Origin of the sequence: Kitasatospora sp. NPDC048540, assembly GCF_040651175.1 — a bacterium.
GTDB lineage: Bacteria > Actinomycetota > Actinomycetes > Streptomycetales > Streptomycetaceae > Kitasatospora.
Genome location: NZ_JBEZIR010000038.1, coordinates 44304 through 69081 on the forward strand (window position 1 = coordinate 44304; position 24778 = coordinate 69081).

The 24778-nt window shown below is 74.6% G+C and carries 19 protein-coding genes; 4 read left to right on the forward strand and 15 right to left on the reverse strand.

The window, feature by feature from the left end:
• Positions 1-257: 257 nt before the first annotated feature.
• From ald to AB0D08_RS17435, 4 genes are all read right to left on the reverse strand, one after another.
• Positions 258-1373, reverse strand: coding sequence for an alanine dehydrogenase (gene ald / locus AB0D08_RS17420; RefSeq protein ID WP_033819958.1), 1116 nt, complete (start codon positions 1371-1373; stop codon positions 258-260).
• A gap of 241 nt (positions 1374-1614) precedes the next feature.
• On the reverse strand, positions 1615-3564 hold the full coding sequence (locus AB0D08_RS17425; RefSeq protein ID WP_359889639.1) for an AAA family ATPase: 1950 nt from the start codon (positions 3562-3564) through the stop codon (positions 1615-1617).
• A gap of 202 nt (positions 3565-3766) precedes the next feature.
• Positions 3767-4432, reverse strand: coding sequence for an NUDIX hydrolase (locus tag AB0D08_RS17430; RefSeq protein ID WP_051814090.1), 666 nt, complete (start codon positions 4430-4432; stop codon positions 3767-3769).
• 110 nt (positions 4433-4542) lie between these two features.
• On the reverse strand, positions 4543-6225 hold the full coding sequence (locus AB0D08_RS17435) for a CTP synthase (RefSeq protein ID WP_304441510.1): 1683 nt from the start codon (positions 6223-6225) through the stop codon (positions 4543-4545).
• A 686-nt stretch (positions 6226-6911) separates the two neighbouring features.
• Between AB0D08_RS17435 and AB0D08_RS17440 the strand changes: the two genes are divergently transcribed.
• Positions 6912-8849, forward strand: coding sequence for a glycoside hydrolase family 15 protein (locus tag AB0D08_RS17440; protein WP_359889660.1), 1938 nt, complete (start codon positions 6912-6914; stop codon positions 8847-8849).
• 235 nt (positions 8850-9084) lie between these two features.
• Here AB0D08_RS17440 and AB0D08_RS17445 read toward each other — a convergent pair whose 3' ends face one another.
• The 3 genes from AB0D08_RS17445 to AB0D08_RS17455 all read right to left on the reverse strand — a co-directional run bounded on the left by AB0D08_RS17445 (position 9085) and on the right by AB0D08_RS17455 (position 12940).
• Positions 9085-10245 carry a glycosyltransferase family 4 protein gene (locus AB0D08_RS17445; RefSeq protein ID WP_033824857.1) on the reverse strand — a complete coding sequence of 387 codons (1161 nt, stop codon included), beginning with the start codon at positions 10243-10245 and terminating at the stop codon, positions 9085-9087.
• A 232-nt stretch (positions 10246-10477) separates the two neighbouring features.
• Positions 10478-12211, reverse strand: coding sequence for a DNA repair protein RecN (gene recN / locus AB0D08_RS17450; protein WP_033824868.1), 1734 nt, complete (start codon positions 12209-12211; stop codon positions 10478-10480).
• 75 nt (positions 12212-12286) lie between these two features.
• Complete coding sequence (locus AB0D08_RS17455) at positions 12287-12940, reverse strand: membrane protein (protein ID WP_051814091.1); 654 nt, start codon at positions 12938-12940, stop codon at positions 12287-12289.
• Between the two features lie 98 nt (positions 12941-13038).
• Here AB0D08_RS17455 and AB0D08_RS17460 point away from each other — a divergent pair, with 98 nt between their 5' ends.
• A complete protein-coding gene (locus AB0D08_RS17460) occupies positions 13039-14541 on the forward strand; it encodes a PLP-dependent aminotransferase family protein (RefSeq protein ID WP_359889643.1) in 1503 nt (500 codons plus the stop codon).
• Positions 14542-14604: 63 nt separating this feature from the next.
• Here the strand turns inward: AB0D08_RS17460 and AB0D08_RS17465 are convergent, their stop codons facing one another.
• The 4 genes from AB0D08_RS17465 to AB0D08_RS17480 all read right to left on the reverse strand — a co-directional run bounded on the left by AB0D08_RS17465 (position 14605) and on the right by AB0D08_RS17480 (position 17698).
• Complete coding sequence (locus AB0D08_RS17465) at positions 14605-15507, reverse strand: NAD kinase (RefSeq protein ID WP_033824859.1); 903 nt, start codon at positions 15505-15507, stop codon at positions 14605-14607.
• A 93-nt stretch (positions 15508-15600) separates the two neighbouring features.
• A complete protein-coding gene (locus tag AB0D08_RS17470; RefSeq protein ID WP_033824860.1) occupies positions 15601-16407 on the reverse strand; it encodes a TlyA family RNA methyltransferase in 807 nt (268 codons plus the stop codon).
• Positions 16408-16467: 60 nt separating this feature from the next.
• Positions 16468-16680 (reverse strand): hypothetical protein, encoded by a 213-nt coding sequence (locus AB0D08_RS17475; protein ID WP_359889645.1) that lies wholly within the window; start codon positions 16678-16680, stop codon positions 16468-16470.
• Positions 16673-17698, reverse strand: coding sequence for a hypothetical protein (locus AB0D08_RS17480; protein WP_359889647.1), 1026 nt, complete (start codon positions 17696-17698; stop codon positions 16673-16675). Before AB0D08_RS17480 ends, AB0D08_RS17475 begins: the two co-directional genes overlap by 8 nt.
• 252 nt (positions 17699-17950) lie before the next feature.
• Here AB0D08_RS17480 and AB0D08_RS17485 point away from each other — a divergent pair, with 252 nt between their 5' ends.
• Positions 17951-18298 (forward strand): sterol-binding protein, encoded by a 348-nt coding sequence (locus AB0D08_RS17485; RefSeq protein ID WP_033824861.1) that lies wholly within the window; start codon positions 17951-17953, stop codon positions 18296-18298.
• Positions 18299-18450: 152 nt separating this feature from the next.
• On the opposite strand, the gene AB0D08_RS17490 is transcribed toward AB0D08_RS17485, so the two are convergent.
• The 3 genes from AB0D08_RS17490 to AB0D08_RS17500 all read right to left on the reverse strand — a co-directional run bounded on the left by AB0D08_RS17490 (position 18451) and on the right by AB0D08_RS17500 (position 21751).
• On the reverse strand, positions 18451-20052 hold the full coding sequence (locus tag AB0D08_RS17490; RefSeq protein ID WP_359889650.1) for a VWA domain-containing protein: 1602 nt from the start codon (positions 20050-20052) through the stop codon (positions 18451-18453).
• Between the two features lie 136 nt (positions 20053-20188).
• A complete protein-coding gene (locus tag AB0D08_RS17495) occupies positions 20189-21232 on the reverse strand; it encodes an HAD-IIA family hydrolase (RefSeq protein WP_033824862.1) in 1044 nt (347 codons plus the stop codon).
• Between the two features lie 36 nt (positions 21233-21268).
• Positions 21269-21751: a tetratricopeptide repeat protein gene (locus AB0D08_RS17500; protein WP_233289356.1), complete on the reverse strand. Its 483-nt coding sequence runs from the start codon at positions 21749-21751 to the stop codon at positions 21269-21271.
• 203 nt (positions 21752-21954) lie between these two features.
• On the opposite strand from AB0D08_RS17500, the gene AB0D08_RS17505 reads away from it, so the two are divergent.
• Positions 21955-23328: a DUF1015 domain-containing protein gene (locus AB0D08_RS17505; RefSeq protein WP_033824864.1), complete on the forward strand. Its 1374-nt coding sequence runs from the start codon at positions 21955-21957 to the stop codon at positions 23326-23328.
• 87 nt (positions 23329-23415) lie between these two features.
• Here the strand turns inward: AB0D08_RS17505 and AB0D08_RS17510 are convergent, their stop codons facing one another.
• Entirely contained in the window at positions 23416-24318 is a 903-nt protein-coding gene (locus AB0D08_RS17510) for a tetratricopeptide repeat protein (protein WP_359889663.1), read from the reverse strand.
• Between the last annotated feature and the right edge of the window lie 460 nt (positions 24319-24778).

Sequence of the window (24778 nt, forward strand, 5' to 3'; positions counted from 1 at the left end):
CAATCCACGGTAGTGGGCCGGATGTGTCGGCGGCCGACCAGGTATCTGTCAAGGGATGGCAGGGCTTGTGACCCTAACGTTTCTGCGGACCCCGGGCACTTCCCGAGGGCCGGTCAGAACACCCGGTCCACAGGGCGGGTGACATGATGCACATAAATTGACATCCCGGGGTCACCACCCGGCCACCCCGGCCGTGGGCATGCCGAACGCCCCCGGCCCGAGGGAAGCGGGCCGGGGGCGTACGGACGGGGGCGGCGTCAGGCGAGGACGCTGTCCAGGGAGACGGACTCCAGGCCGAAGGCCTCGGCGACCGCACCGTAGGTGATCTGGCCCTCGTGCACGTTCAGGCCCTTGGCGAGCGAGGCGTCCCGGCGCAGCGCCTCCTTCCACCCGCGGTTGGCCAGCTCGACGACGTACGGCAGCGTCGCGTTGGTCAGCGCGTAGGTGGAGGTGTTCGGGACGGCGCCCGGCATGTTGGCCACGCAGTAGAAGACCGAGTTGTGGACCTCGAAGGTCGGCTCGGCGTGCGTGGTGGCGCGGGAGTCCTCGAAGCAGCCGCCCTGGTCGATCGCGATGTCGACCAGCACGGAGCCCGGCTTCATCCGGGAGACCAGCTCGTTGGTGACCAGCTTGGGGGCCTTGGCGCCCGGGATCAGCACGGCGCCGATCACAAGGTCCGCCTCCAGGACGGCCTTCTCCAGCTCGAAGCTGTTGGACATGATGGCCTTGATCTTCGTGCCGAAGATCTTGTCGGCCTCGCGCAGCTTGTTGATGTCGCGGTCGAGCAGGGTCACCTCGTAGCCCATGCCGATGGCGATGGTGGCCGCGTGCCAGCCGGAGACGCCACCACCGATGACGACGGCCTTCGCCGGGTGGGTGCCGGGCACACCGCCGGGCAGGGTGCCGCGGCCGCCGGCCGGGCGCATCAGGTGGTACGAACCGACCTGCGGGGCCAGCCGGCCCGCGACCTCGGACATCGGGGCGAGCAGCGGCAGGGCGCCGTTGGCGAGCTGCACGGTCTCGTACGCGATGGCGGTGGTGCCGGAGGCGATCAGCGCGTCGGTCCCGGCCCGGTCGGCCGCCAGGTGGAGGTACGTGAAGAGGGTCTGACCCTTGCGCAGGCGGTGGTACTCCTGCGCGATGGGCTCCTTGACCTTCAGCAGCAGGTCGGCGGTGGCCCACACCTCGTCGGCGGTGGGGAGGATGGCGGCACCGGCCGCCACGTACTCCTCGTTCGGGATCGAGGAGCCAATGCCGGCGTTGTCCTCGATGTAGACCTCGTGGCCGTTGCGGACCAGCTCATGCACGCCGGCAGGCGTGATGGCCACGCGGTACTCGTGGTTCTTGACCTCGCGGGGGATGCCGACCTTCACGGCTAAACACGTCCCTCTTACCTGGGGGTCCCGGCCGGGGAAGACCGGCGGGTGACGCGCACGGGGAAGCCTCCGGGACAGGCCGGGGCACGGATCGCTGCGCGACTGGAGTCGAGTGTAATGAAGCCCAGTGGATCCGTCAGCCTTCCAAACTGAATAAATCTGCCGGACACGTTGGCAGTTTCGTAGGCTTGCATCACGATCTAGGTGTCAATGTGGGGCGAAACGCCCTTAATCGACACTACTCCGAAACCAGCAGATACCCCTCACCGTCGACCAGCCGCCGCAGCCGCTCCACGGCCTGCGCCAGGGCCGCCGCGGCCGTGTCCTCGCCGAGCCTGCGCAGCACCGCGGCCGCCGCCCGGTACTCGCGCACCGCCTCGTCGAAGCGCCGCTGCGCGGCGTGCGCCTCGGCGGTGCGCACCAGCAGCCGGGCCTCGGCCCGCTGGTCGCCGAGACCCTGCCGCAACGCCAGCGCCCGGCCGTACCAGTCGGCGGCCCTGACCGGGTCGCCGAGCGCCCGGTGGCAGCCGCCGGTGCCCTCCAGGGCGCGGGCGCAGGCGCTCTCGTCACCGGCGGTGCGGGCGTGCTCGAGGGCCGCCCGGTAGTGCTCCTCGGCCCTGGCCCAGTGGCCCTCGGCCGCCTGCAGGTCCCCGAGGTTGAGCAGGGCCGCCGCCGCCCGGCGCGGGGCCGCCTGCCGCTCGGCCACCCGCTGCACCAGCCCGTGCAGCTGGTACAGGTCGGCGGGGGCGGCGGCGCCGGTCAGCGGCAGCGCGCGCAGCAGCGCCGTCACCAGCCGCCCCGCGGAACCGTCCAGGTCGCCCTGGCCGATCGCGTCCCGGACCGCGCCCAGCAGCCGGTCCCGCTCGCCGGCCAGCCAGCCGGCCGCCTGGGCGGCGCTGCGCAGCCGCAGCGGGCCGGGCAGCGGGTCGGGGTTGTCGCCGGCCGTGCGGTCCAGCAGCAGCCGCGCCGAGTCGACCAGTCTGACCAGGCGCTCCAGCAGCCGGGCCCGGGCCAGCTCGACCTCGGCCGGGCGGTCACGCTCGGCCCGCAGCTCCACCAACCTCGGGTACAGCCTCCCGGGCACCCGGTAGCGCTTGGTGCCGTCCGCCGCGTCCGGTTCGCGCTCCAGCAGCTCCTGGCCGGCCAGCTTCTCCAGCTGGGTGCCGGCCTCCGGCGCCGGGCAGCCGACCAGCGCGGACGCCGTCCGCAGGTCGGCGGACTGCCCGGGCGCCAGGGTGAGCATCCGCAGCATCCGGGCGGCCGGCGCGGGCAGTCCGCGGTAGACCAGGTCGAACGCCGCCACCAGCGGGTCGGTGTCCGGCACCGCCACCGGCTCGGCCGGGAGCAGCTCCCTGGCCTGGCGGGCACCGCCCTGGCGGCGGCTCCTGGGCCGGGCGGCGCCGGGCGCCTTCGGGGACCGCGGGGCCGCGTCTCGCTCCGGCGGGGCCAGCTCCGCCGCGGCGTCGGTGACGGCCGCGCGGGCGTCGCCCCGCAGCCGGGTGGCGACCAGCCGCAGGGCCGCCGGGCGCGAGGCGCAGGCCTCGGCGAGGTCGGCGGCGCCGACCGGGTCGCAGCTGATCCGGGTGCCGCCGATCAGCCGGCCGAGCAGGTCGATCGCGGACGGCTGGTCGAGGCCGCCGAGGATGACCGGATCGATCGCGTCGATCCCGGTCAGCGGGCCGGTGGTGGTGGCCAGCACCAGGCAGCCGGGCTCGTCGGCGAGCAGCGGCAGCAGCTGCGCGGCCTCCCGGACCTCGTCCAGCAGGATCAGCAACCGGCGGCCGGCCAGCGCCGCCCGCAGCGCCGCACAGGCCGGGTCCTCGGCCCCGGGGTCGGCGGGCAGCAGCCCCTCGGGCACCGCGTCCAGCTGCTCCAGCAGGCGGCGGGCGGCCCGGCCGGGCTCGACCGGGCTGCCGTCGGGTGCGGACAGCCGGGCGAACAGCAGGCCGTCCGGGAACTCGGCGGCCGCGGTGCGGGCGTACCGGACGGCGAGCGCGGTGCGGCCCGAACCGGGCCTGCCCGCGAGCACCACCAGCCGGCCGCGGCCCGGCACCGGCCGCGCGGCGGCGGCCGCCAGCGCGGCCAGCTCGGTACGGCGGCCGACGAACGGCTCCGCCCCCGCGGGCAGCATGTCGTTCACCTGGGACCCGGGGGGCGGTGCGTCCACCGTCGCCGTCTTCCTCGCCACCTGCGCCACTCCCGACCAGTCGCCCAGCAGACCGGGCCCGGTACGAGGGACCCTGTCCGCGAAGCGTAGTTCGCGCGCACCGCGGTGCCGAGCTGCCGCCCGGTAGTACCAACGGGCAAATCACCCCGGCGGATCAACAACCGCCACCGGACGCACCCGAACGGCGGCGGCCCGGCGGCGCGGGCCCGGACGGGGTGCCGCGTCAGGCGGCCGGGAAGGGACGGGCCGGCCACGGCACGTCGGCCGGCCGCAGCGAGTCCAGGCCCGGGCCGGTGAGGGCCGCGTACAGCGCGAGGGTGCCGGTGATCAGGGTCGGGTTGTGCAGTCCGCCGGCCAGGATCAGCCGGACCAGCTCCTCGACCGGCACCCGGGCGGTCTCGATCTCCAGCTCCTCGCCGTGCGCGGCGTAGCGCTCGCCCTCGGCGTCGGCCAGGTCGGTCGCCAGGAACAGCCGCAGCGCCTCGTCGGTGCCGCCGGGCGAGGTGTAGAAGTCCACCAGGACGCGCCACCGGCGGGCCCGCAGGTGGGCCTCCTCGTAGAGCTCGCGCTGGGCGGCGTGCAGCGGGTTCTCCCCCGGCACGTCCAGCAGGCCGGCCGGCAGTTCCCACAACCGCTGGCGCACCGGGTGGCGGTACTGGCGCAGGATCAGCACCCGCTGCTGGTCGTCGAGGGCGAGCACCGAGACCGAGCCGGGGTGCGTCTGGTAGTCGCGGCGGGCGTAGCTGCCGTCGGGCATCAGGACCTCGTCCGTCCGCACCCCCGTGACCCGGCCCTGGAACGGGGTCTCGGTGGCCCGGACCGGCCACTGCTCCTCCAGGTCCCGGATCTGCTGCTGCACCTCGGTCGTGGACTGCTGCACGTCGGTCATCGCGAATCCCCTTTTCGTCAGTGCGACACAATCTATGCCATCGCCGCCGGGGACGGACAACACGACGGCGGCCACTCGGGGGATCCCCGGGTGGCCGCCGTCGGGTGCGACTACGCCTGCTCGGCGCCGGTCTTGATCTTGATGGCGGCCGCCACCAGACCCGCGAACAGCGGGTGCGGGCGGGTCGGACGCGACTTCAGCTCCGGGTGCGCCTGGGTGGCGACCAGGTAGGGGTGGACCTCGCGCGGGTACTCGACGTACTCGACCAGGTCGCCCTTGGGGGACAGGCCGGAGAACTGCAGGCCGGTCTTCTCCAGGTCGGCGCGGTAGGCGTTGTTGACCTCGTAGCGGTGGCGGTGGCGCTCGTCCACGTACTGCTCGCCGCCGTAGACCTCGCGCACGATCGAGCCCTCGGCGAGCTTGGCCGGGTACAGGCCCAGGCGCATGGTGCCGCCCAGGTCGCCCTTGCCGTCGACGATCGCCAGCTGCTCGGCCATGGTGGAGATGACCGGGTACTTGGCGGCCGCGTCGAACTCGGTGGAGTTGGCCTCCGGCAGGCCGGCCAGGTTGCGGGCCGCCTCGATGACCACGCACTGCAGACCCAGGCACAGGCCCAGCAGCGGGACCTTGTTCTCCCGGGCGAAGGTGATCGCGGCGACCTTGCCGTCCACCCCGCGGTCACCGAAGCCGCCGGGGATGCAGACCGCGTCCACGTCGCCGAGCTGCTCCTGGGCGCCCTCGGGGGTCAGGCAGTCGTCCGAGGCGACCCACTTGATCTCGACCCGCGCGTTGTTGGCGAAACCGCCCGCGCGCAGCGCCTCGGTGACCGACAGGTACGCGTCGGGCAGGTCGATGTACTTGCCGACCAGCGCGACCTTGACGATGTGCTGGGGCTCGTGGACCCGGCGCAGCAGGTCGTCCCAGACGGTCCAGTCCACGTCCCGGAAGGCCAGGTCGAGGCGGCGCACCACGTAGGCGTCCAGGCCCTCGCCGTGCAGCACCTTGGGGATGTCGTAGATCGACTTGGCGTCGATGGCCGCGACCACGGCCTCCTCGTCCACGTCGCACATCAGCGAGATCTTGCGCTTGATGGCCTGCGGCACCTCGCGGTCGGCGCGCAGCACGATGGCGTCCGGCTGGATGCCGATGTTGCGCAGGGCCGCGACCGAGTGCTGGGTCGGCTTGGTCTTCAGCTCGCCCGAGGGGCCGATGTACGGCAGCAGGGAGACGTGCACGAAGAACACGTTGTCCCGGCCGACCTCGTGGCGGACCTGGCGGACCGCCTCCAGGAACGGCAGCGACTCGATGTCGCCGACGGTGCCGCCGACCTCGGTGATCACCACGTCCACGTCCTCGGTCGCCATCCGGCGGATCCGGGACTTGATCTCGTTGGTGATGTGCGGGATGACCTGGACGGTGTCGCCCAGGTACTCGCCGCGGCGCTCCTTGGCGATCACCGTGGAGTAGACCTGGCCGGTGGTGACGTTGGCCGAGCCGTGCAGGTTGGTGTCCAGGAACCGCTCGTAGTGGCCGATGTCCAGGTCGGTCTCGGCGCCGTCGTCGGTGACGAAGACCTCGCCGTGCTGGAACGGGTTCATGGTGCCCGGGTCCACGTTCAGGTACGGGTCGAGCTTCTGCATGGTCACGCGCAGGCCGCGCGCCTTGAGCAGCGCACCGAGGCTCGAGGCGGTGAGGCCCTTGCCGAGCGAAGAGGCGACACCCCCGGTGACGAAGAGGTGCTTGGTCGTCACGGCGCGGCTGCTGGCCGCCTTGCCGGAATGGGGCTGTGCCAAGAGGGGGCTCCCGTGGGTCGCGTGTCGAGGGTGACGCCGGTGGGCGGTTCACCCGGGCGGTCCGCCGTCGCCCCGACGAGGAGCGGCCCTCCCTTCGTGACGGGGAGGAGGTGCTCGGCCGGGAGGCCCGGCGGGGTCGTCGAGTCGGCGGATCCGAGGTGGTTTTCCCACCAGTCCACGGGATACCAGGGTATCAGCGACCTGGACAGGACGCGTTCGGCCGGGGCCCGGCGCGCCCGCCGGCGCCCGTCACGGGCGGCTCGCCGCAGCGCGCGGGCGGGTGGTGCGGATGGCCCGGAAGGATCATCTCCGGATGGCCGGACCGGGTGGTTTCGCGCGGCCGCGGCGCACGTCACTGTTGATCTATTGGTGTGAGTGCGTCCGGACCGGAGCCGCTGCGCGTGCCCCGGCCCGGCCACTCGACGTATCCTGCACGGACGCATCGCCGACAGCAGAGCACGCGGAGGGCGAGGGGGTCCGGACGGCACCTCTCGGTCCCCGATGCGCGACCGGAACCTCCCGTACCAGTTCCTCCCGCTCGCCCCAGGGGCCCACCACAACCCCGTGCGGTCACCCCGCGAGTCCCTCCACACCCACGGGTCTCACAGTGCCGCCCCGAGCACTCCGGCCCCGCAGACCCCGCGCTCCGCCGTCGGTCGTCGCCGAGCACAAATTGCGAACTGGAGATCCACGTGGCCGGCCGTATCGAGGACTACGCACTCATCGGGGACATGCAGACCGCCGCGCTCGTCAGCAGGGACGGCGCGGTCGACTGGCTCTGCCTGCCGAGATTCGACTCGCCGGCCGTCTTCGCGGGCCTGCTCGGCACCGATGAACACGGCTTCTGGCGGATCGGCCCCGCAGAACCGGTGACCAGCCCCTCGGCCCCGCCCGCACCGCACGACGCCCTCACCGACACCGGCGACCTGCGGATCCCCCCGGTCACCGCCGCCGCCCCCGCCCTGCCCAGCGACCGCCGCCGCTACCGCGGCGACTCGCTGATCCTGGAGAACGAGTGGGACACCCAGGGCGGCAGCGTCCGGGTGATCGACTTCATGCCGCCCCGGCACCTGCTCGGCACCCCCGACGTCCCGCAGATGATCCGCATCGTCGAAGGCATCAAGGGCCGGGTCCGGATGCGCTCCGCCGTGCGCATGCGGTTCAGCTACGGCCGGATCGTGCCCTGGGTGCACCGGGTCGAGCAGGCCGACGGCGGCCACCGCACGGTCGCCGTGGCCGGCCCCGACTCGGTCTGGCTCGACGGCGTCGCCGAGACCTACGGCCGCGACCTGACCACCTACGCCGACTTCACCGTCGGCGAGGGCGAACGGATCGCCTTCGCCCTCACCTGGCAGGCCTCCCACCTGCCCGCCCCCGCCGCACCCGACGCCGAGGAGTCCCTCGCCGCCACCGAGCGGTTCTGGCGCGACTGGGTCTCCCAGTGCACCTACCAGGGCCCCTACCGGGAGGCCGTGGTCCGCTCCCTGATCACCCTCAAGGGCCTCACCTACGCCCCCACCGGCGGCATCGTCGCCGCCCCCACCACCTCGCTGCCCGAGGACCTCGGCGGCGAACGCAACTGGGACTACCGCTACACCTGGCTGCGCGACGCCGCCATCACCCTCTCCTCCCTGCTGCGCACCGGCTACCGCGACGAGGCCCGCGCCTGGCGCGAGTGGCTGCTGCGGGCGGTGGCCGGCGACCCCGAGAACCTGCAGATCATGTACGGCATCGCGGGCGAACGCGAACTCACCGAGTCCGAACTGGACTGGCTCCCCGGCTACGAGAACTCCCAGCCCGTCCGGGTCGGCAACGGCGCCGCCGGCCAGCTCCAGCTCGACGTCTACGGCGAGGTCGTCGAGGCCCTCCACCTCGGCCACATGACCGGCATGGTCCGCAACGACCACGCCCACCAGCTCCAGCTGAAGCTGATCACGTACCTGGAGCAGCACTGGCGCGAGCCCGACGAGGGCATCTGGGAGGTCCGCGGACCTCGCCGGCACTTCGTCCACTCCAAGGTGATGGCCTGGGTCGCCGTCGACCGCACCATCAAGCTGATCGAGCAGAGCCCCGCCGAGGGCCCGCTGGAGCGCTGGATCGCCCTGCGCGAGGAGATTCACCGCGAGGTCTGCGAGAAGGGCTACGACGCCGAACGCAACACCTTCACCCAGTACTACGGCGGCCAGGAGCTGGACGCCTCGCTGCTGCTCATCCCGCAGGTCGGCTTCCTGCCGCCGGACGACAAGCGGGTGATCGGCACCATCGAGGCGATCCAGCGCGAGCTGTCCACCGAGGACGGCTTCGTCCTGCGCTACCCCACCCACGACGACCAGGGCAACAACGTCGACGGGCTGTCCGGGCACGAAGGGGCGTTCCTGGCCTGCTCGTTCTGGCTCGCCGACGACCTGGCGATGATCGGCCGGGTCGGCGAGGCGCGGGAGCTGTTCGACAAGCTGCTGGCGCTGCGCAACGACCTCGGGCTGCTGGCCGAGGAGTGGGACCCGCGCGAGAAGCGCCAGGTCGGCAACTTCCCCCAGGCCTTCAGCCACGTCCCCCTGATCGACACCGCCCTCCGCCTCACCGCCTGCGCAGGCGCCTACGCCTCCCCCCAACCCCCGCAGTAACCCCCGGTTCATAGGGGCGCGGGGGTTCCTCAGGGGCGCGGGGAACTGCGCGAGGGCGGAAGGCACCCACCTCGAAGACGGCAACGGCGCTGCAAGGCCACCCTCCGACCCCGGGGCCAGCCCCGCGACCTCCCGCCCTCGCGCAGTTCCGCCCCCAGCCTCCGGCCGGGGGGACCCCCAGCGCCCCTGAAAGCACCCTCCGCGCCCTTGAAGACAGAACCCCCGGAGGGGCGGCTCAGGGGCGCTGGACGAGTTCGTCGTAGGTGGAGAGGACCTGGGCCACGGTGGCGGCCTCGTCGGGCCAGGTGGCGGCCTGGTGGCGGCCGGCCTCGGCGAGTTCGGCGCGGCGGGCGGGTTCGGCGAGGAGGCCGTCGAGCGCCCGCGCGAGCGCCGCGGGGTCGCCGTACGGCACCAGCACCGCCGCGTCCCCGACCAGTTCGGGAATCCCGCCGACCGCGGTGGACACCACCGGCACCCCCGCCCGCATCGCCTCCTGCACCACCAGCGACCGCGCCTCCCACCGGCTGCTGACCGCCACCAGGTCGGCCGCGGCCAGCAGATCGGGCACGTCGGTGCGGTAGCCGAGCAGCTCGGCCGGCAGCCGTTCGGCGGCGATCCGCTCCCGCAGCGGCTGCGCCTCCGGGCCGTCGCCCGCGATCACCACCAGCGGTTCGGGGGAGGTGAGCCGGCGGGCCGCGTCCAGCAGCAGCCCGAAGGCCTTCTGCGGGACCAGGCGGCCGACCGCGAGCACCACCGGACGGTCCGCCCGGTCGCCGAGCAGGGCGGCGCGGGCCTCGGGGCGGTCCAGTTCGCCGGGCGGGATCGGCGGGGCCGCGATCGGGCCCAGCCGGGCGTCGGTGGCGCCGAGTTCACGCGCCCGGGCGACCAGGTCGGAGGAGGCGCCGAGGACCAGGTCGGCGGCGCGCACCACCCGGCGCTCCATCAGCCGCTGCAGGCGGCGCTCCATGCCGGTGGCGAGCATCGCGTGGTGCGAGGTGACCACCAGCGGCGTCTGCGGGCGAAGGCCCGGGAAGCGGCCGGCGGTGCGCAGCGCCAGGTCGGCGAGCAGGCCGGCCCGCATGCCGTGGGCGTGCACCACGTCGGCACCGGTGAAGGCGCGCCGCAGTTCACCGATGGCGGCCGCGTCGCTGCGGGCGCCCGCGGTCGGGGTGATCTCGACCTGGTGGAAGCGGGCGCCGGCCTTGGTGTAGCCGAAGAGTTCGTCGGTGCCGGCCGGCCCGCAGACCGTGACGCCGACCCCGTGGGCGACCAGTCCCTGGGCGAGCGAGCGGACGTGCGCCCCGATGCCCCCGGTACCGGCTGAAAGGACGAGCACCACGTGCAGCTGCCCCGATTCCTGGGCGGCTGGGGTGCCCCGGCTGGCGGAATGGTCCACGTCGTTTCGCTCCGGCTCGATCACTCGACTCGCGCCGCCCGGGGTTGGCCCGCGAATCGGCGCTCGGGACTGGAAAGCCAATGTCCGACCGCCACCATGCCAGGTCGGGCGGGTTCTTGGACAGTCGGCCGGACCTGCGGGCGCGTCGCGGATGGGCGACGGGCCCGGCGGTCCAGGGGCCCGGCCCGCGGTCGGGGGTGTGACCGGGGCCGGGGAGGGTGGCGTCGGTACGTCAGCCGGTGCGCGGGGCGCGGGCGGCGGCCAGCAGCTCCTCGGCGTGGGCGCGGCCCAGCTCGGAGTCCTCCAGACCGGCCAGCATCCGCGACAGTTCGCGCACCCGCTCCTCGTCGGTGAGCGACTTGACGCCGCTGCGGGTCACCGTGCCGTCGTTGGTCTTCTCCACCACCAGGTGCCGGTCGGCGAACGCGGCGACCTGCGGGAGGTGGGTGACCACCACGACCTGCGCGCTGCGCGCCAGTTTGGCGAGCCGCCGGCCGATCTCGACGGCGGCCTTGCCGCCGACACCGGCGTCGACCTCGTCGAACAGGTAGGTCGGCACCGGGTCCGCCCCGGCGAAGACCACCTCGACGGCCAGCATCACCCGGGACAGCTCACCGCCGGACGCGCCCTTGGCGATCGGCCGGGGCTGGGCGCCGGGGTGCGGGGCCAGCAGCACCTCCACCTCGTCGACGCCGTGCGAGCCGTAGGCGACGGTCCGGCCGCCGACCTCGATCCCGGACAGGTCGTCGACCTGGCTGATCGCGAAGGTCACCCGGGCGTGCGGCATGGCCAGTTCGGCGAGTTCGGCGGAGACCGCGGCGGCGAACTTGTCGGCCGCGGCGTGCCGGGCGGCCGAGACCTCCGCCGCCAGCTCGCCCAACTCGGCCCGCAGCGAGGTCTCCTGCGCACCCAGCTGGTCGATCCGCTCGTCGTCGCCGTCCAGCTCCAGCAGCCGCACCGCACCGGCCTCGGCCCACTCCAGCACCTCGGCGAGGCTGCCCTCGGGGCCGGCGTACTTGCGCAGCAGCTGGGCGAGGACCGCCCGGCGGTCCTCCACCGCGGCCAGCCGGACCGGGTCGGCGTCCAGGTCGTCCGCGTACCCGGCGAGGTCGCCCGCCACGTCGGCGAGCAGGTAGCCGGCCTCGTTCAGCCGGTCGGCGAGGGAGGCGAGGCGCTCGTCGTGGTGGCGGACCGCGTCGACGGCCCGGCGGGCCTGGGCGACCAGGGTGCCCGCGTCCACCCCCTCCGGGTCGGAGGGGTCGCCCGCCAGGGCGGCGTGCGCGAGGGTCGCCGCGGAGGAGAGCGCGTCGGCGTGGCCGAGCCGCTCGGACTCGGCGGCCAGCTCGGCGTCCTCGCCGGCCTGCGGCTCGGCGGCGGCGATCTCGTCCAGGCCGAAGCGCAGCAGGTCCGCCTCCTGGGCGCGCTCACGGGCCCGGGTGGTCAGCTCCTCCAGGGTCGCGGAGACCTCGCGCAGCCGCCGGTAGACCTCGCGGTAGCGGGCCAGCGGCTCGGCGACGTGCTCGCCCGCGTACCGGTCGAGCGCGCCGCGCTGCCGGGAGGGGCGCAGCAGCCGCTGCTGGTCGGTCTGGCCGTGCACGGCGACCAGGTCCTCGCCGAGCTCGGCGAGCAGGCCGACCGGCACCGACCGGCCGCCGACGTGGGCGCGGGAGCGTCCCTCGGCGGAGACGGTCCGGCTGACCAGCAGTTCGCCCTCGTCCAGTTCGGCGCCGGCCTCCAGGGCGCGGGCCAGCACCGGGGAGTCGGCGGGCAGGGTCATCCGGCCCTCCACCACGGCCCGGTCGGCGCCGCGCCGCACCAGCCCCGGGTCGGCCCGGCCGCCGAGCAGCAGGCCGAGGCTGGTCACCACCATGGTCTTGCCCGCCCCGGTCTCACCCGTCACGGCGGTGAAGCCCGGAGCCAGTTCGACCACGGCGTCGTCGATGACACCAAGATCTCGTATCCGCATCTCGTCCAACACGGAGACGACCTTACGAGGTTCCGCCCACACCGCGCGACGAGCGGTGGCCCCCGATGCCCAAGTTCATCCCTTCCGGGCGGCTTCGGGCGCTCCCGCCACCGCCGCGGCCGGGACCGTGCACCAGCGCAGGAAGAACTGCGCCAGCGGGCCGATGGCCAGCGCGTACGCGATCGTGCCGACGCCGAAGGTGCCGCCGAGCAGGACGCCCGCCACCAGCACCACCAGCTCGATCCCGGTCCGGATCAGCCGCAGCGAACGCCCGGTGCGCCGGTGCAGGCCGGTCATCAGGCCGTCCCGCGGCCCGGGACCGAGCCGGGCACCGATGTACAGGCCGGTGGCCAGCCCGTTCAGCACGATGCCGGCGGTCAGCAGCAGGATCCGGGCCGCCCAGCCGGCCGGCGGCGTGACCAGGCCGAGGGTGACGTCCATCGCCATGCCGAGCACCAGCACGTTGCCGACCGTGCCGACACCGGGCCGCTGCCGCAGCGGTATCCACAGCAGCAGCACCAGCGCGCCCATGATCGTCACCCAGGTCCCCACGCTCAGCCCCAGGTGCCGGGACAGCCCCTGGTGCAGCACATCCCAGGGGTTGCCGCCGAGCGAGGCGCGCAGCATCAGCGCCATGCTCGACCCGTAGAGCACCAGCCCGGCCAGCAGCTGGACGAGCCGCCGCGGGAGCGCGTCGGCGAATCTGGCGGGGGTGTAGGTGACGGCCATCGGGTCTCCCTTGCTGCATTACTCGGACCGGACCCATGATGGAAGTCCAATCGGACCGACAACAGGTCCAATTCGAAGCAAGTGGACCGGTGACACCGATGACCCAGTGGCACAGCACCGTCACTCCACCCGCGCTGGCCCGACTGCTGCGCACCACCTCACTGCCCGAGGTGCCCGGCCGCCGCCCCGCGTACCGGACCCTGGCCGGCCAGGTCCGCACCCTGGTCACCGAGGGCCGGCTGCCGGTCGGCGCCCGGCTGCCCGCCGAACGCGAACTGGCCGCCGAGCTCTCCCTCAGCCGGACCACCGTCGCCACCGCCTACGAGACCCTGCGCGCCGAGGGCTACCTGCGCAGCCGCCGCGGCGCCGGCAGCTGGACCGCCCTGCCCGAAGGCGCCCGGCCGCCCGTCGACGCCCTCCACCCCGTCCAGCCCGACCAGCGCGGCACCGTGGTCGACCTGGGCGTCGCCGCGCTGCCCGCACCGCAGCCCTTCCTCGGCGAGGCCGCCGCCCGCGCCCTCGACCAGCTGCCCGCCTACGCCGCCGGCCACGGCCACTACCCCACCGGCGTCCCGGTCCTGCGCGAGGCCGTCGCCCGCCGCTACACCGAACGCGGCCTGCCGACCGTCCCGGACCAGATCCTGATCACCACCGGCGCGATGGGCGCCCTCCACCTCGCCCAGCGCGCCCTGCTCACCCGCGGCGACCGCGCCGCCGTCGACGCCCCCAGCTACGCGCACAGCCTGCAGTCACTGCGCCGCAACGGCGCCCGCCTGGTACCGGTCGCCCTCGCCCGGCCCGACGGCCCCGACACCCCGGCGAGCTGGGACCTCGACGAGTGGCAGCGCGTCCTGCGCGGCGCCGCACCCCGGATCGCGTACGTCATCCCCGACTTCCACAACCCCACCGGCGCACTCGTCGACGAGGAGCAGCGACGCGCCCTGCTCGGCCACGCCCGAGCCGCCGGCACCGTCCTGCTGGTCGACGAGACACCCGCCGAACTCGGCTGGGGCACACCGCAGTCCGCGCTCCCCCGGCCACTCGCCGCACTCGACCGCTCGGCCCAGGTGGTGACCGTCGGCTCCGCCGGGAAACTGCTCTGGGGCGGGCTGCGGATCGGCTGGCTGCGCGCCGCCCCCGCACTGGTACGCCAGCTGGCCACCGAGCGGGCGTTCAGCGACATCGGCACCCCGGTGCTCGACCAGCTGATCGCCGCCGAACTGCTCGGCGAGCCGCTCGCCGCCGTCCGCGCCCACCAGCACCGGCGGCTGCGCGGCAGCGCCGAGGCGCTCGCCGCCGAACTGCGACGGCGGCTGCCCCGCTGGCGGTTCGCGATGCCCCCGGGCGGCCTCGCCCTGTGGCTGGCCACCGACGGGGTGTCCGGCAGCGCCCTCGCCCGGGCCGGCGAACAGACCGGCGTCCGGCTCGCCGCCGGGGCCAGGTTCGGCGTGGACGGCGCCTTCGAGAACTACCTGCGGATCCCGCTCACCGTCCCGCCCGCCGCCGCACCGGAGGCCGTCGACCGGCTCGCCGAGGCGGCGGACCGGGCAGCCCGCGGCGGACTCGGGGCAGGCAGCGAGAGCACCCCGTCGGCCGCCTGAACCGGTCCCGCACCCACGCCCCCGACCAGGCGGCCCGACGCACCGTCAGGCCGCCTTCCGTACTCACGGGGTCTGCGCGCGCCCCCGCCAACCCGTCACCGGCAGAGCGAACTTGGCGACCAGCCGATTGGTGAACGGCGCCCGGTGCAGCCGCGCCAGCCGGACCGGGATCCGCCCCTTGCGGACCTCCACCCGGGCCCCCGCCGGCAGCTCCACCGAACGGCGGCCGTCGCACCACAGCACCCCGTGCGGGGTCTTAGGCTGCACCTCCACCGCCAGCACCGAGTCGGGCGAGGTCACCAGCGGCCGCGCGAACAGCGCATGGGCGCTGATCGGCACCATCAGCAGCGCCTCCACCTCCGGCCACACCACCGGCCCGCCCCCCGAGAACGCGTACGCCGTCGACCCGGTCGGCGTCGCACACACCACCCCGTCACAGCCGAAGTTGGACACCGGACGGCCGTCCACCTCGGTGACCACCTCCAGCATCCGCTCCCGCGCCGCCTTCTCGATCGACGCCTCGTTCAGCGCCCAGTCCTCGTGCACCACATCGCCGTTGGTCCGCACCAGGACATCGATGGTCATCCGCTCCTCGACCTCGTAGTCGGCGTCCACCACCCGGTCGACCACCACCGCCAGGTCGTCCCGCTCGGCCTCCGCGAGGAACCCCACCCGGCCCAGGTTGATGCCCAGCATCGGCAGCCCCGACTCCCGGGCCAGCTCGGCCCCGCGCAGCAGCGTGCCGTCACCGCCGGCCACCAGGACCAGCTCGCAGCCCGCCGCGGCGCCCAGCCCCCCGGTCACCCGCTCGACACCCTCCGGAAGATCGAGGTCGACCGCCTCCGAGGCGAGCAGCCGGATTCTGATCCCGGCCTTCAGCAGCCCGTGGACCAGCCCCTCGACACTGCGCAGAGCGGCCTCCCGCCCGGTGTGCGCGATCAGGAAGACCGTACGTCCGCCACTCATGTCGCTGCCCTCTCCCTCACGTCAGCCCGGCTCGCCCTTGACCCGGTTCCGGCCGCACGGCGCCGCGCGGCGTGCGGACGTCTGCCGAGCACCCTACCGGGGGCCCTCCGCGACGGCCCGGTCCGCCTCGGCCGGATCCAGCTGCGGCGCGCCCCTGCGAAGCCACAGGAAGTACTCGACGTTACCCGACGGACCCGGCAGCGGGCTGGCCGTCACCGCACGCACCCCGAGCCCCGACTCCCAGGCGTGGCCCGCCACCTGACGGATCATCTCCGCCCGCAGCTCCGGGCTGCGCACCACCCCGCCGCTGCCGAGGCGCTCCTTGCCGATCTCGAACTGCGGCTTCACCATCAGCACCAGGTCCGCGTCCGGCGCGCAGCAGGACGCCAGCGCCGGCAGCACCAGCCCCAGCGAGATGAACGACAGATCGCCCACCACCAGGTCCACCGGCTCGCCGCCGATCAGCTCGACGCCCAGCTCCCGCACATTGGTGCGGTCCATCACGGTGACCCGCTCGTCGCTCTGCAGCGACCACGCCAGCTGCCCGTAGCCCACGTCCACCGCCAGCACGTGCGCCGCACCCGCCCGCAGCAGCACATCGGTGAACCCGCCCGTCGAGGCACCGGCGTCCAGCGCCCGGCGGCCCTCGACCACCAGCCCCTGCGGCACGAAGGCCGCGAACGCACCGGCCAGCTTGTGGCCACCGCGCGAGACGTAGTCGGGGTCGGCGTCGTCCTTGGCCACCACGACCGCGGCCCCGGTCTCCACCTGGGTGGCCGGCTTGGTCGCCGTGGTGCCGCCGACCGTCACCCGCCCGGCCGCGATCAGCTCACTCGCGTGCTCCCGCGAACGGGCCAGCTTGCGGCGGACCAGCTCCGCGTCGAGTCGGCGTCGTGCCACTGCCACTGGTGCTTCAGCTCCTACTGCTGCTCACGTGCTGCTCATCGCCGCGCGTCCGGCTCACCGCTGCTCGCGGTCGAGGGCGGCCAGGGTGTCCGTCAGCCGCTGGTGAACATCTTCGTACACCGCGACGTGTGCCTCGGTCCCCACCCCGTCCAGCGCCTCCAGCCGGCCGAGCGCCTCGTCCACCGCCGGGTGCCCGGTCGGGCTCACCGGCACCCCGACCTGCGCCGGCCCCGGCCCGGCCTGCTGCTCGACCGCTTGCTCAGTCATCGGAACCCTGCCCCGGCTCGGGCTTGGACACCGCCCGGCGGACCACGGTCTTCTTCGCCCCGGCCTTCCGGGCGGCCTGCGCCCTCGGCTCGGCGCCACCCGCCGCAGCGGTCGCCTTACGGGTCACGGTCTTCTTCGCCGCACCCGTCTTCTTCGCGGCACCGGGCGGCTTCGGCGCGCCGGGCTGATCCGCCGCGCCGCGCTTCGCCGGCTCGCCCTTCCCGGCGGCGGCCGGTGGCCTCTTCGCCGGTGCCTTCTTCGCCGCGGTGTCCTTCGCCACCGCCTTCCTGGCAGCCTTCGCGGGCGCGGGCTTCGGGGGTACGGGCTTCGCAGGCGCCCCCTCGGCCGGCACGCCCTCGGCGGCCGCCTTCCGTACGCCCGGCTTCCCGGCGGACGGCTTCCGCGCGGTCGGCGCACCGGCCGCGCCGTCCACGGGCCCCGGCCGCGGGGCCTCCGGGTCCGGCTCGGCCCACGCCTCACCGGGAACCCGCTCCGGACCGTCCTGCGGCCCGTCGTCCGGCACCGCCCAGGCGTCCGCCGGCACCGGCTCGGCCGGAGCGGTCCATTCCTCGTCGTCCCACCCCGCCCCGAACAGCCCCTCGGCGCGCGCGGCCGGCCTGGCCGACGGCGACCCGTCCGACCCGGCACCACCGCCCTCGGGCGCCTCGGCCGACTCCTCGTCCTTGCCTTCGCGGAGCTGGCTCTCCAGGAAGCTCAGCACCACACCGACCTTCATCACCTGGTCGCCGACCCGCTCGAAGACCCGCTCCACCTCGCTACGGGCCACCCCGACGGCCAGGTCGACGCCGGCCAGGCCGGCCGTCACCGCCTCCCCGGCGAGGGTCTGCAGGGACCGCCCGGACGGCGGGAACTGCTCGGCGATCAGACGCTCCACCGCCGACACATCGACACCACCGCGCCCCAGCAGGCCGGTCGCCGTGGTCAGCACCCGCTTCCCGGTCTCCTCGGCCAGCACCGTGGCGACCGCCACCGCGCCCCGCACCGCATCCCGCAGCATCCGCCCGCCTCCTCCGGCGCCCGACGGCGCCCAGCTCCGCGGCGGCCCGAACCGAGGCCCGTCGGGCCCTCGGAGGCCCGCCGCCTCCACCGACGCTACCCCGTCGTGCCCCTGGCCCGCTGCACGTTCGTCCCGGCTGCGGGGCCGATCGGCCGACCGGCCGCTGCGATAGCGTGGAACGCCGCCGATCACCGGCCGGATCACCGGCCGGATCACCAGCCCGATCATCAGCCGAGGGAGCAGCCCACCACCATGGCCAGCATCGAGGAGTGCCGCGAGGCCCTGGAGCAGCTCAGCCGGAACATGTCCCGCGCCGAGGGCGGCGTCCGCAAGGCCGCCGAGCTCGACCGCTCGCTGAGCTGCTGGATCACCGACCTCGACCTGACGTTCTCCGGCCGCCTGCGGGACGGCCGGATCCAGGACATCACCAGCGCCCCCGGCGCCCCCGCCGACAAGGCCGAGATCCGGCTCACGATGTCCGGCGACGACCTGGTGGCGATGGTCGGGGGCCGGCTCCCGTTCGCCTCCGCCTGGGCCTCCGGCCGGGTCAAGCTCGAAGCCGGTCTCCGCGACCTGCTGCGCCTGCGCACCCTGCTCTGACCCCGGCCGGCGTCCGGGCGCCAGGATTGGTCCCACCCCTCACGTCGGAGCGGCGCGCGGCACTGGACGCCCCGCCGGTACGTCCAGCAGGGGGCATCTCCCGGCCGGAGGCCGGGGGCACCGCGCGCCCGGCGGGAAAGGCGAGACGCGTCCTAGCGGACGATGCCGCGGGCCCGCGCCTCCGCCAGCCAGCGCGGGAACTCCGCCATCAGCGCGTCGTACAGCGCCTCGTCGTGCCAGGCCCGGGGCTGCGGGCCGACGGCGACGAAGTCGGCGTTGTCGATCACCCGGTCCTTCAGGTCGTCCAGGCCCGCCAGGAAGGTCAGGTCCTCGCGCTCGCCGAAGCCGACGAACTGCCAGAACAGCGGCAGCGAGGAGGCCGACTGCATCAGCTTCTGGGTGGCCTTCCGGTCGTACGGGTCCCCGTCGGTCTGGAAGATCGCCAGCGCCGGGATGCCGCCGCCGCGGCGCTGGTGGAGGTCGATCACCGCCTGCATCGCCGGCGCGTAGCTGGTCCCGCCCATCCGGACCGAGCGGCGGGCCTCGTCGATCCGCCCGTGGTGACCGGCCAGCTGGATGTCGGTGACCAGCTCGACCTTGTTGGAGAACAGCACCAGCGGCACGCTGCCGTCGTCGTCCAGGTGCGCCGCCAGGCTCAGCACCTGCTCGGCGAGGTGCTGCACGCTGCCGTCCTCGTAGTAGCCCCGCATGCTCATCGAGTAGTCGAGCACCAGGTACACCGCGATCCGGTACCCCGCCAGCCCGCGCTTGGCCAGCGAGACGCCGGCCGACTGGTACTTCTGCAGCAGGGCGGGGGCGGTCGAGCGCACCTTCTCCAGGCTGATCGCGGGCGTCGGCCCGGCCGGCACCGGCGCCGCAGGCGGCTGCACCGGCGGCTGCCCGTACGCCGCAGGCTGCCCGTACCCGGAGGGCTGCCCGTACGCAGGAGGCTGCTGCCCGTACGCCGCAGGCTGCCCGTACCCGGAGGGCTGCCCGTACGCAGGAGGCTGCTGCCCGTACGCCGCAGGCTGCCCGTACGCGGGCGGCGCGGCGTACCCCGGCTGCGGCGGGTACCCCGGCGGCGCGTACCCGGGTACGGGCTGTCCCGGTGCCGGCTGCCCCGGCGGCGGGTAGGCGGGCGGCTGCTGCCCGTACCCGGGCGGCGGCACAGCGGCCGCAGGCGCCACCGGCGCCACGGGCACAGCGGGCGGCACCGGCGGAACATGCTGCGGGACGTGCTCCGCAGCCGCCGCGGACGGCTCCCCGACGTCCACCCCGAAGTCGGTGGCCAGCGCCGCCAGACCGCCGGCGTAGCCCTGGCCGACCGCCCGGACCTTCCAGCCGCCGCCGCGCCGGTACAGCTCGACCAGGACGACGATGGTCTCCCCGCCGGTCAGCGCCGGTGGCACGAACTCCACCGTCGTCCCGGCACCGGCCAGCGTCACCCGCGGCGTCCCGGCGGCGTCGAACACCACGCCCGGCCGGTCGACGTCCACGCTGGCCACCACGACCACCGACTCGACCCCGGCCGGCACCGCGCCCGGCTCGACCGTGACGACCTGCCCGGCCACGGACACCCCGTCCCGGGAAGGGTTGTTGAAGAACACCAGGTCCAGGTCCTCCCGGACCTTCCCGGCCGCGCTCACCAGCAGCGCCGAGACGTCCACCGGCACCCCGGTCGCGCCGACCGTCACCGTCACCGTCGTCCCGGGCAGCGGGGCGTTTCCACCCTTGGTCAGTACGGTGTGCGGCATGGCTCCCCCTCGTTGGTCCGCTCCAACCTGGCAGAACCGATGATCGGCCGTCAACGAGCGGCAACGACGAGGACGACGACAGCAGGCACGGCGCGGCAGACCCCGGGGACCGCCACCCACCGCCCCCCGCCGGGCCTCAGAAGCCCAGCTCGGCCAGCGCCTTCCGGCCGTCCGCAGGCGCACCGTCCCGGTCCAGCGCCGCCCAGGCCGCACCGCACAGCGCCCGCAGACCGTCGTACCGGTCCTCCCCGGAGCCGGTCAGCAGCAGCGCGCCGTCCGCCGCACGGGCGGTCCAGCCGCCGCAACTGTGGCTGCCGTCGGGCTGCCCGGCCACGGCGGGGTGCGCGGTCAGCAGGCCCCGCAGGTCGGCCGCCAGGTAGGTGGGCCGGTACTTCGGCTCCGCCGCGAGCAGCTGGGCCGGGGTGGTGACACCGGTGAACACCAGCAGGCTGTCCACCCCGCCGTTGTAGGCGCCCTCGATGTCGGTGTCCAGCCGGTCACCGACCACCAGCGGACGCTTGGCGCCGGTCCGCAGCACCGTCTCCCGGTGCATCGGCGGCAGCGGCTTGCCCGCGACCTCCGGCTCCACCCCGGTGGCGGTCCGGACGGCGGCCACCAGGGTGCCGTTGCCGGGCGCGATACCGCGCGCGGTCGGCACCGTCAGGTCGGTGTTGGACGCCACCCAGGGCAGCCCCGCCGCCACCGCGTACGAGGCCTCGGCCAGCTGGTGCCAGCCCACCGACGGGTCGTAGCCCTGCACCACCGCGAGCGGCTGCTCGTCGAGCGAGCCGACCGCCACCAGCCCGTGCTCGGCCAGCGCCTCGACCAGCCCGGCACCGCCCACCACCAGCACCTTCGACCCGGCCGGCACCTTGTCCGCGATCAGCCGGGCGGCCGCCTGGGCAGAGTTGATCACGTCCCCGGCCTCCGCAGGGGCGCCCAGCTCGGTCAGGTGCTCGGCGACCACCCGGGGCGGCCGCGAGGCGTTGTTGGTGACGTACGCCAGCCGCATCCCGGACTCCCGGGCGGCCGCCAGCGAATCCACCGCGTGCTCGATCGCGTGCGGACCCGCGTAGACCACACCGTCCAGATCGAGCAGCGCGACGTCGTACGCCTCGGTCAGCGGGCGGTCACTGCCGCCCGGTGCGGTCCGCGCGGTGCCGACAGCCGTACCGGTCATGCGTGCTCTCCCAGCTCGAGTTCGGTTCCGTACAGGTCAGGCGCCCGGCCCGTCGGGCTCCGGCGGCGCCAGATACCCCGGCGCACCGGGCTGCAACGGCCCGTACGCGCCCGCCCGGGCCGCCAGTGTGGCCCTGGACTGCCGGAGCGCCGCGCGGTAGTGCGCGTTGTCCGGCCGCATCGCGACCGCCAGCGCCAGGTGCTCGGCCGAGGTCTCGAAGTCGCCCAGCCGGGCCGCGGCGACGCCCCAACCGAACTGAGCGTAGTCGTCGGACGGATCGGCCAGCGCCACCGCCCGGAAGTTCTCCAACGCCTCCCGGTACGCACCCGCGTCGAACTGCGCCCGCGCCAGCGCCTCCCGGATACTGTGCGACTGCGGCTCGTACCCGGCCGCCCGCGACAGCAGCTGCGCGGCCGCCGCCGGGTGCCGCTCGTCCAGCAGCCGCACACCACGCCGGAACCAGTCGTAGACCTCGCCCTCCGGCTCCCCCGCGGCCGGACCTCCCCGGTCCCCGTCCACGCCGTCACCGGTAGGCCGCTCGTGCCCGCCATTCATGCCGTACCTCGCTCCCGCAACCCCAGCCCGAACCCGATCCGAACCCGGTGCGGCCCCGGCCACGCCCGGCCACCACCCGGCCGGCCCTGGTCCGGCGGGACGGCACCGGGCACTTTTGATCACTCAACTGATCACTCAACACCCATACCCCGACTAACATGCCCCCAATGAGTGCACCCAGTGCCGAAAGCGGCGCAGACCCCGCGTCCGGCGGCCCCGGGGACCCCGGGCACGTCGCCACCGCAGGCCTCTCCCTGTCCCCCTTCCGCGGCCTGCGCTACGTCCCCGACCGGGTCGGCACGCTGGCCGCCGTCACCTCGCCGCCCTACGACGTCGTCGACCCCAACCGGCGCCTCGACCTGGAGACCGGCGACCCCCACAACATCGTCCGGCTGATCCTCCCCCGCCCCGAGCCCGACGACAGCGGCGACCGCCCCGACCGCGACACCCGCTACCGCCACGCGGCCCGGCTGCTCACCGAGTGGCAGCGCGAGGGCGTCCTGGCCGCCGACCCGTTCCCGGCCGTGTACGTCTACGAGCAGCGCACCCACGAGCCCGGCACCCCCGGCGGCGGCGTCCTGCAGCGCGGCCTGATCGGCGCGCTCGCGGTCAGCGGCCGGGAGGCCGGCGTGGTGCTCCCGCACGAGGACGTGATGCCCCGGCCGGTGGCCGACCGGGTCGGCCTGATGCGCACCACCAAGGCCAACCTCGAACCGCTGCTCCTCACCTACCGGGGCAACGGCGGCGCCGCCGAGGTGGTCGAGCGCACCGTCCAGGGCGAGCCGCTGCTGTCCACCACCACCTCCGACGGCACCGACCACCGCCTGTGGGCCGTCACCTCCCCGGTCGACCTGGCCGCCGTCACCCGCGACCTGAGCACCTGCCGGGCGCTGATCGCCGACGGTCACCACCGCTGGGAGATGTACCTGCGCCTGCAGCGCGAACACCGCCACCTCCCGCGCAGCCCGTGGGACCGCGGGATGGTGCTGCTGGTCGACACCGCCCGCTACCCGCTGCGGGTCCGCGCCATCCACCGGGTGCTCTACCGGCTCCCGGTCGCCGACGCGCTGGCCGCCCTCGCCGACCACTGGCAGGTCAAGGAGGTGCCGGGGCCCCTGCACAGCGCCCTGGACGCCCTGGGTGACGCCAAGCGCCACGGCGGCAACGCCTTCCTGCTGACCGGCGGCGACGGCACCTTCTGGCTGGCCGGCGAACCGGACGAGGCCCTGCTGGCCCGGACCGTGCGCACCGACCGCCCGGAGGAGTGGCGGCACCTCGACGCCACCGTCCTGCACGCCACCCTGCTCGACCACACCTGGCGGATCCCGGACGGCCCCGACGACATCGGCTACCTGCACTCCCCCGAGGGCGCCGAGCGGGAGGCCGCCCGCTGCGGCGGCACGGCCGTCCTGCTGCACCCCGTGGAGGAGCGCGTGGTGCGCCGCCTGGCCGAGCAGGGCGTCACCATGCCCCGCAAGTCCACCTCCTTCGGCCCGAAGCCGGCCACCGGGCTGGTCCTGCGGAGCCTGGAACTGGGCTGAGAAGACGCCGAAGGCCCCCACCGCGTGCGGTGGGGGCCTTCCGGCGTCAGCAGAGGCGCACCGGGGCCCGCCGTGCCCCGGTGGGCCTCAGCGGCGGTCGTCGTCCTCGGCGCGCGCGGGGCGGGCCCGGTCGTCGTCCTCGTCCGCGTCGCCGTCCTCGTCGATCTCGAGGTCGTCCTCGTCGTAGTACTCCTCGACGTCTTCCTCGTCCTCGTAGATCACCCGGTCGTCGCCGATCTCGTCCGGAGCGATCGACTTGGCCCGCGGCTCGGCCGCCGGAGCGCCGTCCTGCTCCTCGTCGGCCAGCTCCGGGTCGAGGGTGTCCACGAACTCCAGGCCGTCGATCTCCGCCAGCCGCTCGGACGCGTTGGTCGCACCGTCGGTGTCCGCGTCGGCCGCCTTCGCGAACCAGTCGCGGGCCTCGTCGGCGCGCCCGGCCGCGATCAGCGCCTCGGCGTAGGCGTAACGCAGCCGCGCGGTCCACGGGTGGACGGCGTTGGAGGCCAGCTCCGGGCTCTGCAGGGTCACCACGGCGGCGTCGAACTGCTCCATGTCGCTGCGGGCACCCGCCGCGACCAGACGCATCTCGACCTGGCCGGCCTTGTCCAGCTGCTTCACCTCGGGCTCACCGGCCATCGCCAGCGCCCGCTCCGGACGGCCCAGACCACGCTCGCAGTCCGCCATCACCGGCCACAGGTCCGCCCGGCCGGTCATCCGGCGCGCGGCACGGAACTCGGTCAGCGCCTCCGCGTAACGCTGCGTCATGTACGAGGCGAACCCGGCCGCCTCCCGCACCGACGCGACCCGCGACGCCAGCCGCAGGGCGACCCGCGAGTAGTTGTAGGCCTCCTCCGGCTCGGTGTCCAGCAGGCGGGCGACCATCACCAGGTTGCGGGCGACGTCGTCGGCCAGCGTCTTCGGCAGGCTCTTCAGGTCCTGACGCACGTCCGCGTCGATCTCGAAGCCCGTGACGTCGTCCGGGATCGGCAGACGCTTGACCGGCTCGTAGTTGCCCCGGCGGTCGTCGTAGCCACCGCCGTCACGGCGGTCGTCACGACGGCCCTCGAACCGGCCGCCGCGGTCGCCGCCACGGTCACGGTCGCCGTAGGACGGACGGCCACCACGGTCGCCGCCGCTGCGGTAACCACCACCGGAGGGACGGTCGCCACCGCTGCGGTACCCACCACCGGACGGGCGGTCGCCGTACGACGGGCGGCCACCACGGTCCCCGCCACGGTCACGGTCGCCGTAGGACGGACGGTCGCCACCGCTGCGGTAGCCACCACCGGACGGGCGATCCCCGTAGGAGGGGCGGCCGCCGCGGTCGCCACCGCGGTCGCGGTCACCGTACGAGGGACGGTCGTCGCGACGCGGCCGGTCACCGTAGGACGGACGGTCATCCCGACGCGGCCGGTCATCACGGTTGAACCCGCTACCACCGGACGGACGG

Bases quoted from the DNA above. Each gene is read 5' to 3' on its own strand.
- AB0D08_RS17465 (WP_033824859.1), bottom strand. From the start codon at position 15,507: ATGAGTGGCGGACGTACGGTCTTCCTGATCGCGCACACCGGGCGGGAG.
- AB0D08_RS17495 (WP_033824862.1), bottom strand. From the start codon at position 21,232: ATGACCGGTACGGCTGTCGGCACCGCGCGGACCGCACCGGGCGGCAGT.
- AB0D08_RS17455 (WP_051814091.1), bottom strand. From the start codon at position 12,940: ATGGCCGTCACCTACACCCCCGCCAGATTCGCCGACGCGCTCCCGCGG.
- AB0D08_RS17460 (WP_359889643.1), top strand. From the start codon at position 13,039: ATGACCCAGTGGCACAGCACCGTCACTCCACCCGCGCTGGCCCGACTG.
- AB0D08_RS17490 (WP_359889650.1), bottom strand. From the start codon at position 20,052: ATGCCGCACACCGTACTGACCAAGGGTGGAAACGCCCCGCTGCCCGGG.
- AB0D08_RS17475 (WP_359889645.1), bottom strand. From the start codon at position 16,680: ATGACTGAGCAAGCGGTCGAGCAGCAGGCCGGGCCGGGGCCGGCGCAG.
- AB0D08_RS17485 (WP_033824861.1), top strand. From the start codon at position 17,951: ATGGCCAGCATCGAGGAGTGCCGCGAGGCCCTGGAGCAGCTCAGCCGG.
- AB0D08_RS17505 (WP_033824864.1), top strand. From the start codon at position 21,955: ATGAGTGCACCCAGTGCCGAAAGCGGCGCAGACCCCGCGTCCGGCGGC.
- AB0D08_RS17480 (WP_359889647.1), bottom strand. From the start codon at position 17,698: ATGCTGCGGGATGCGGTGCGGGGCGCGGTGGCGGTCGCCACGGTGCTG.
- AB0D08_RS17430 (WP_051814090.1), bottom strand. From the start codon at position 4,432: ATGACCGACGTGCAGCAGTCCACGACCGAGGTGCAGCAGCAGATCCGG.
- recN (WP_033824868.1), bottom strand. From the start codon at position 12,211: ATGCGGATACGAGATCTTGGTGTCATCGACGACGCCGTGGTCGAACTG.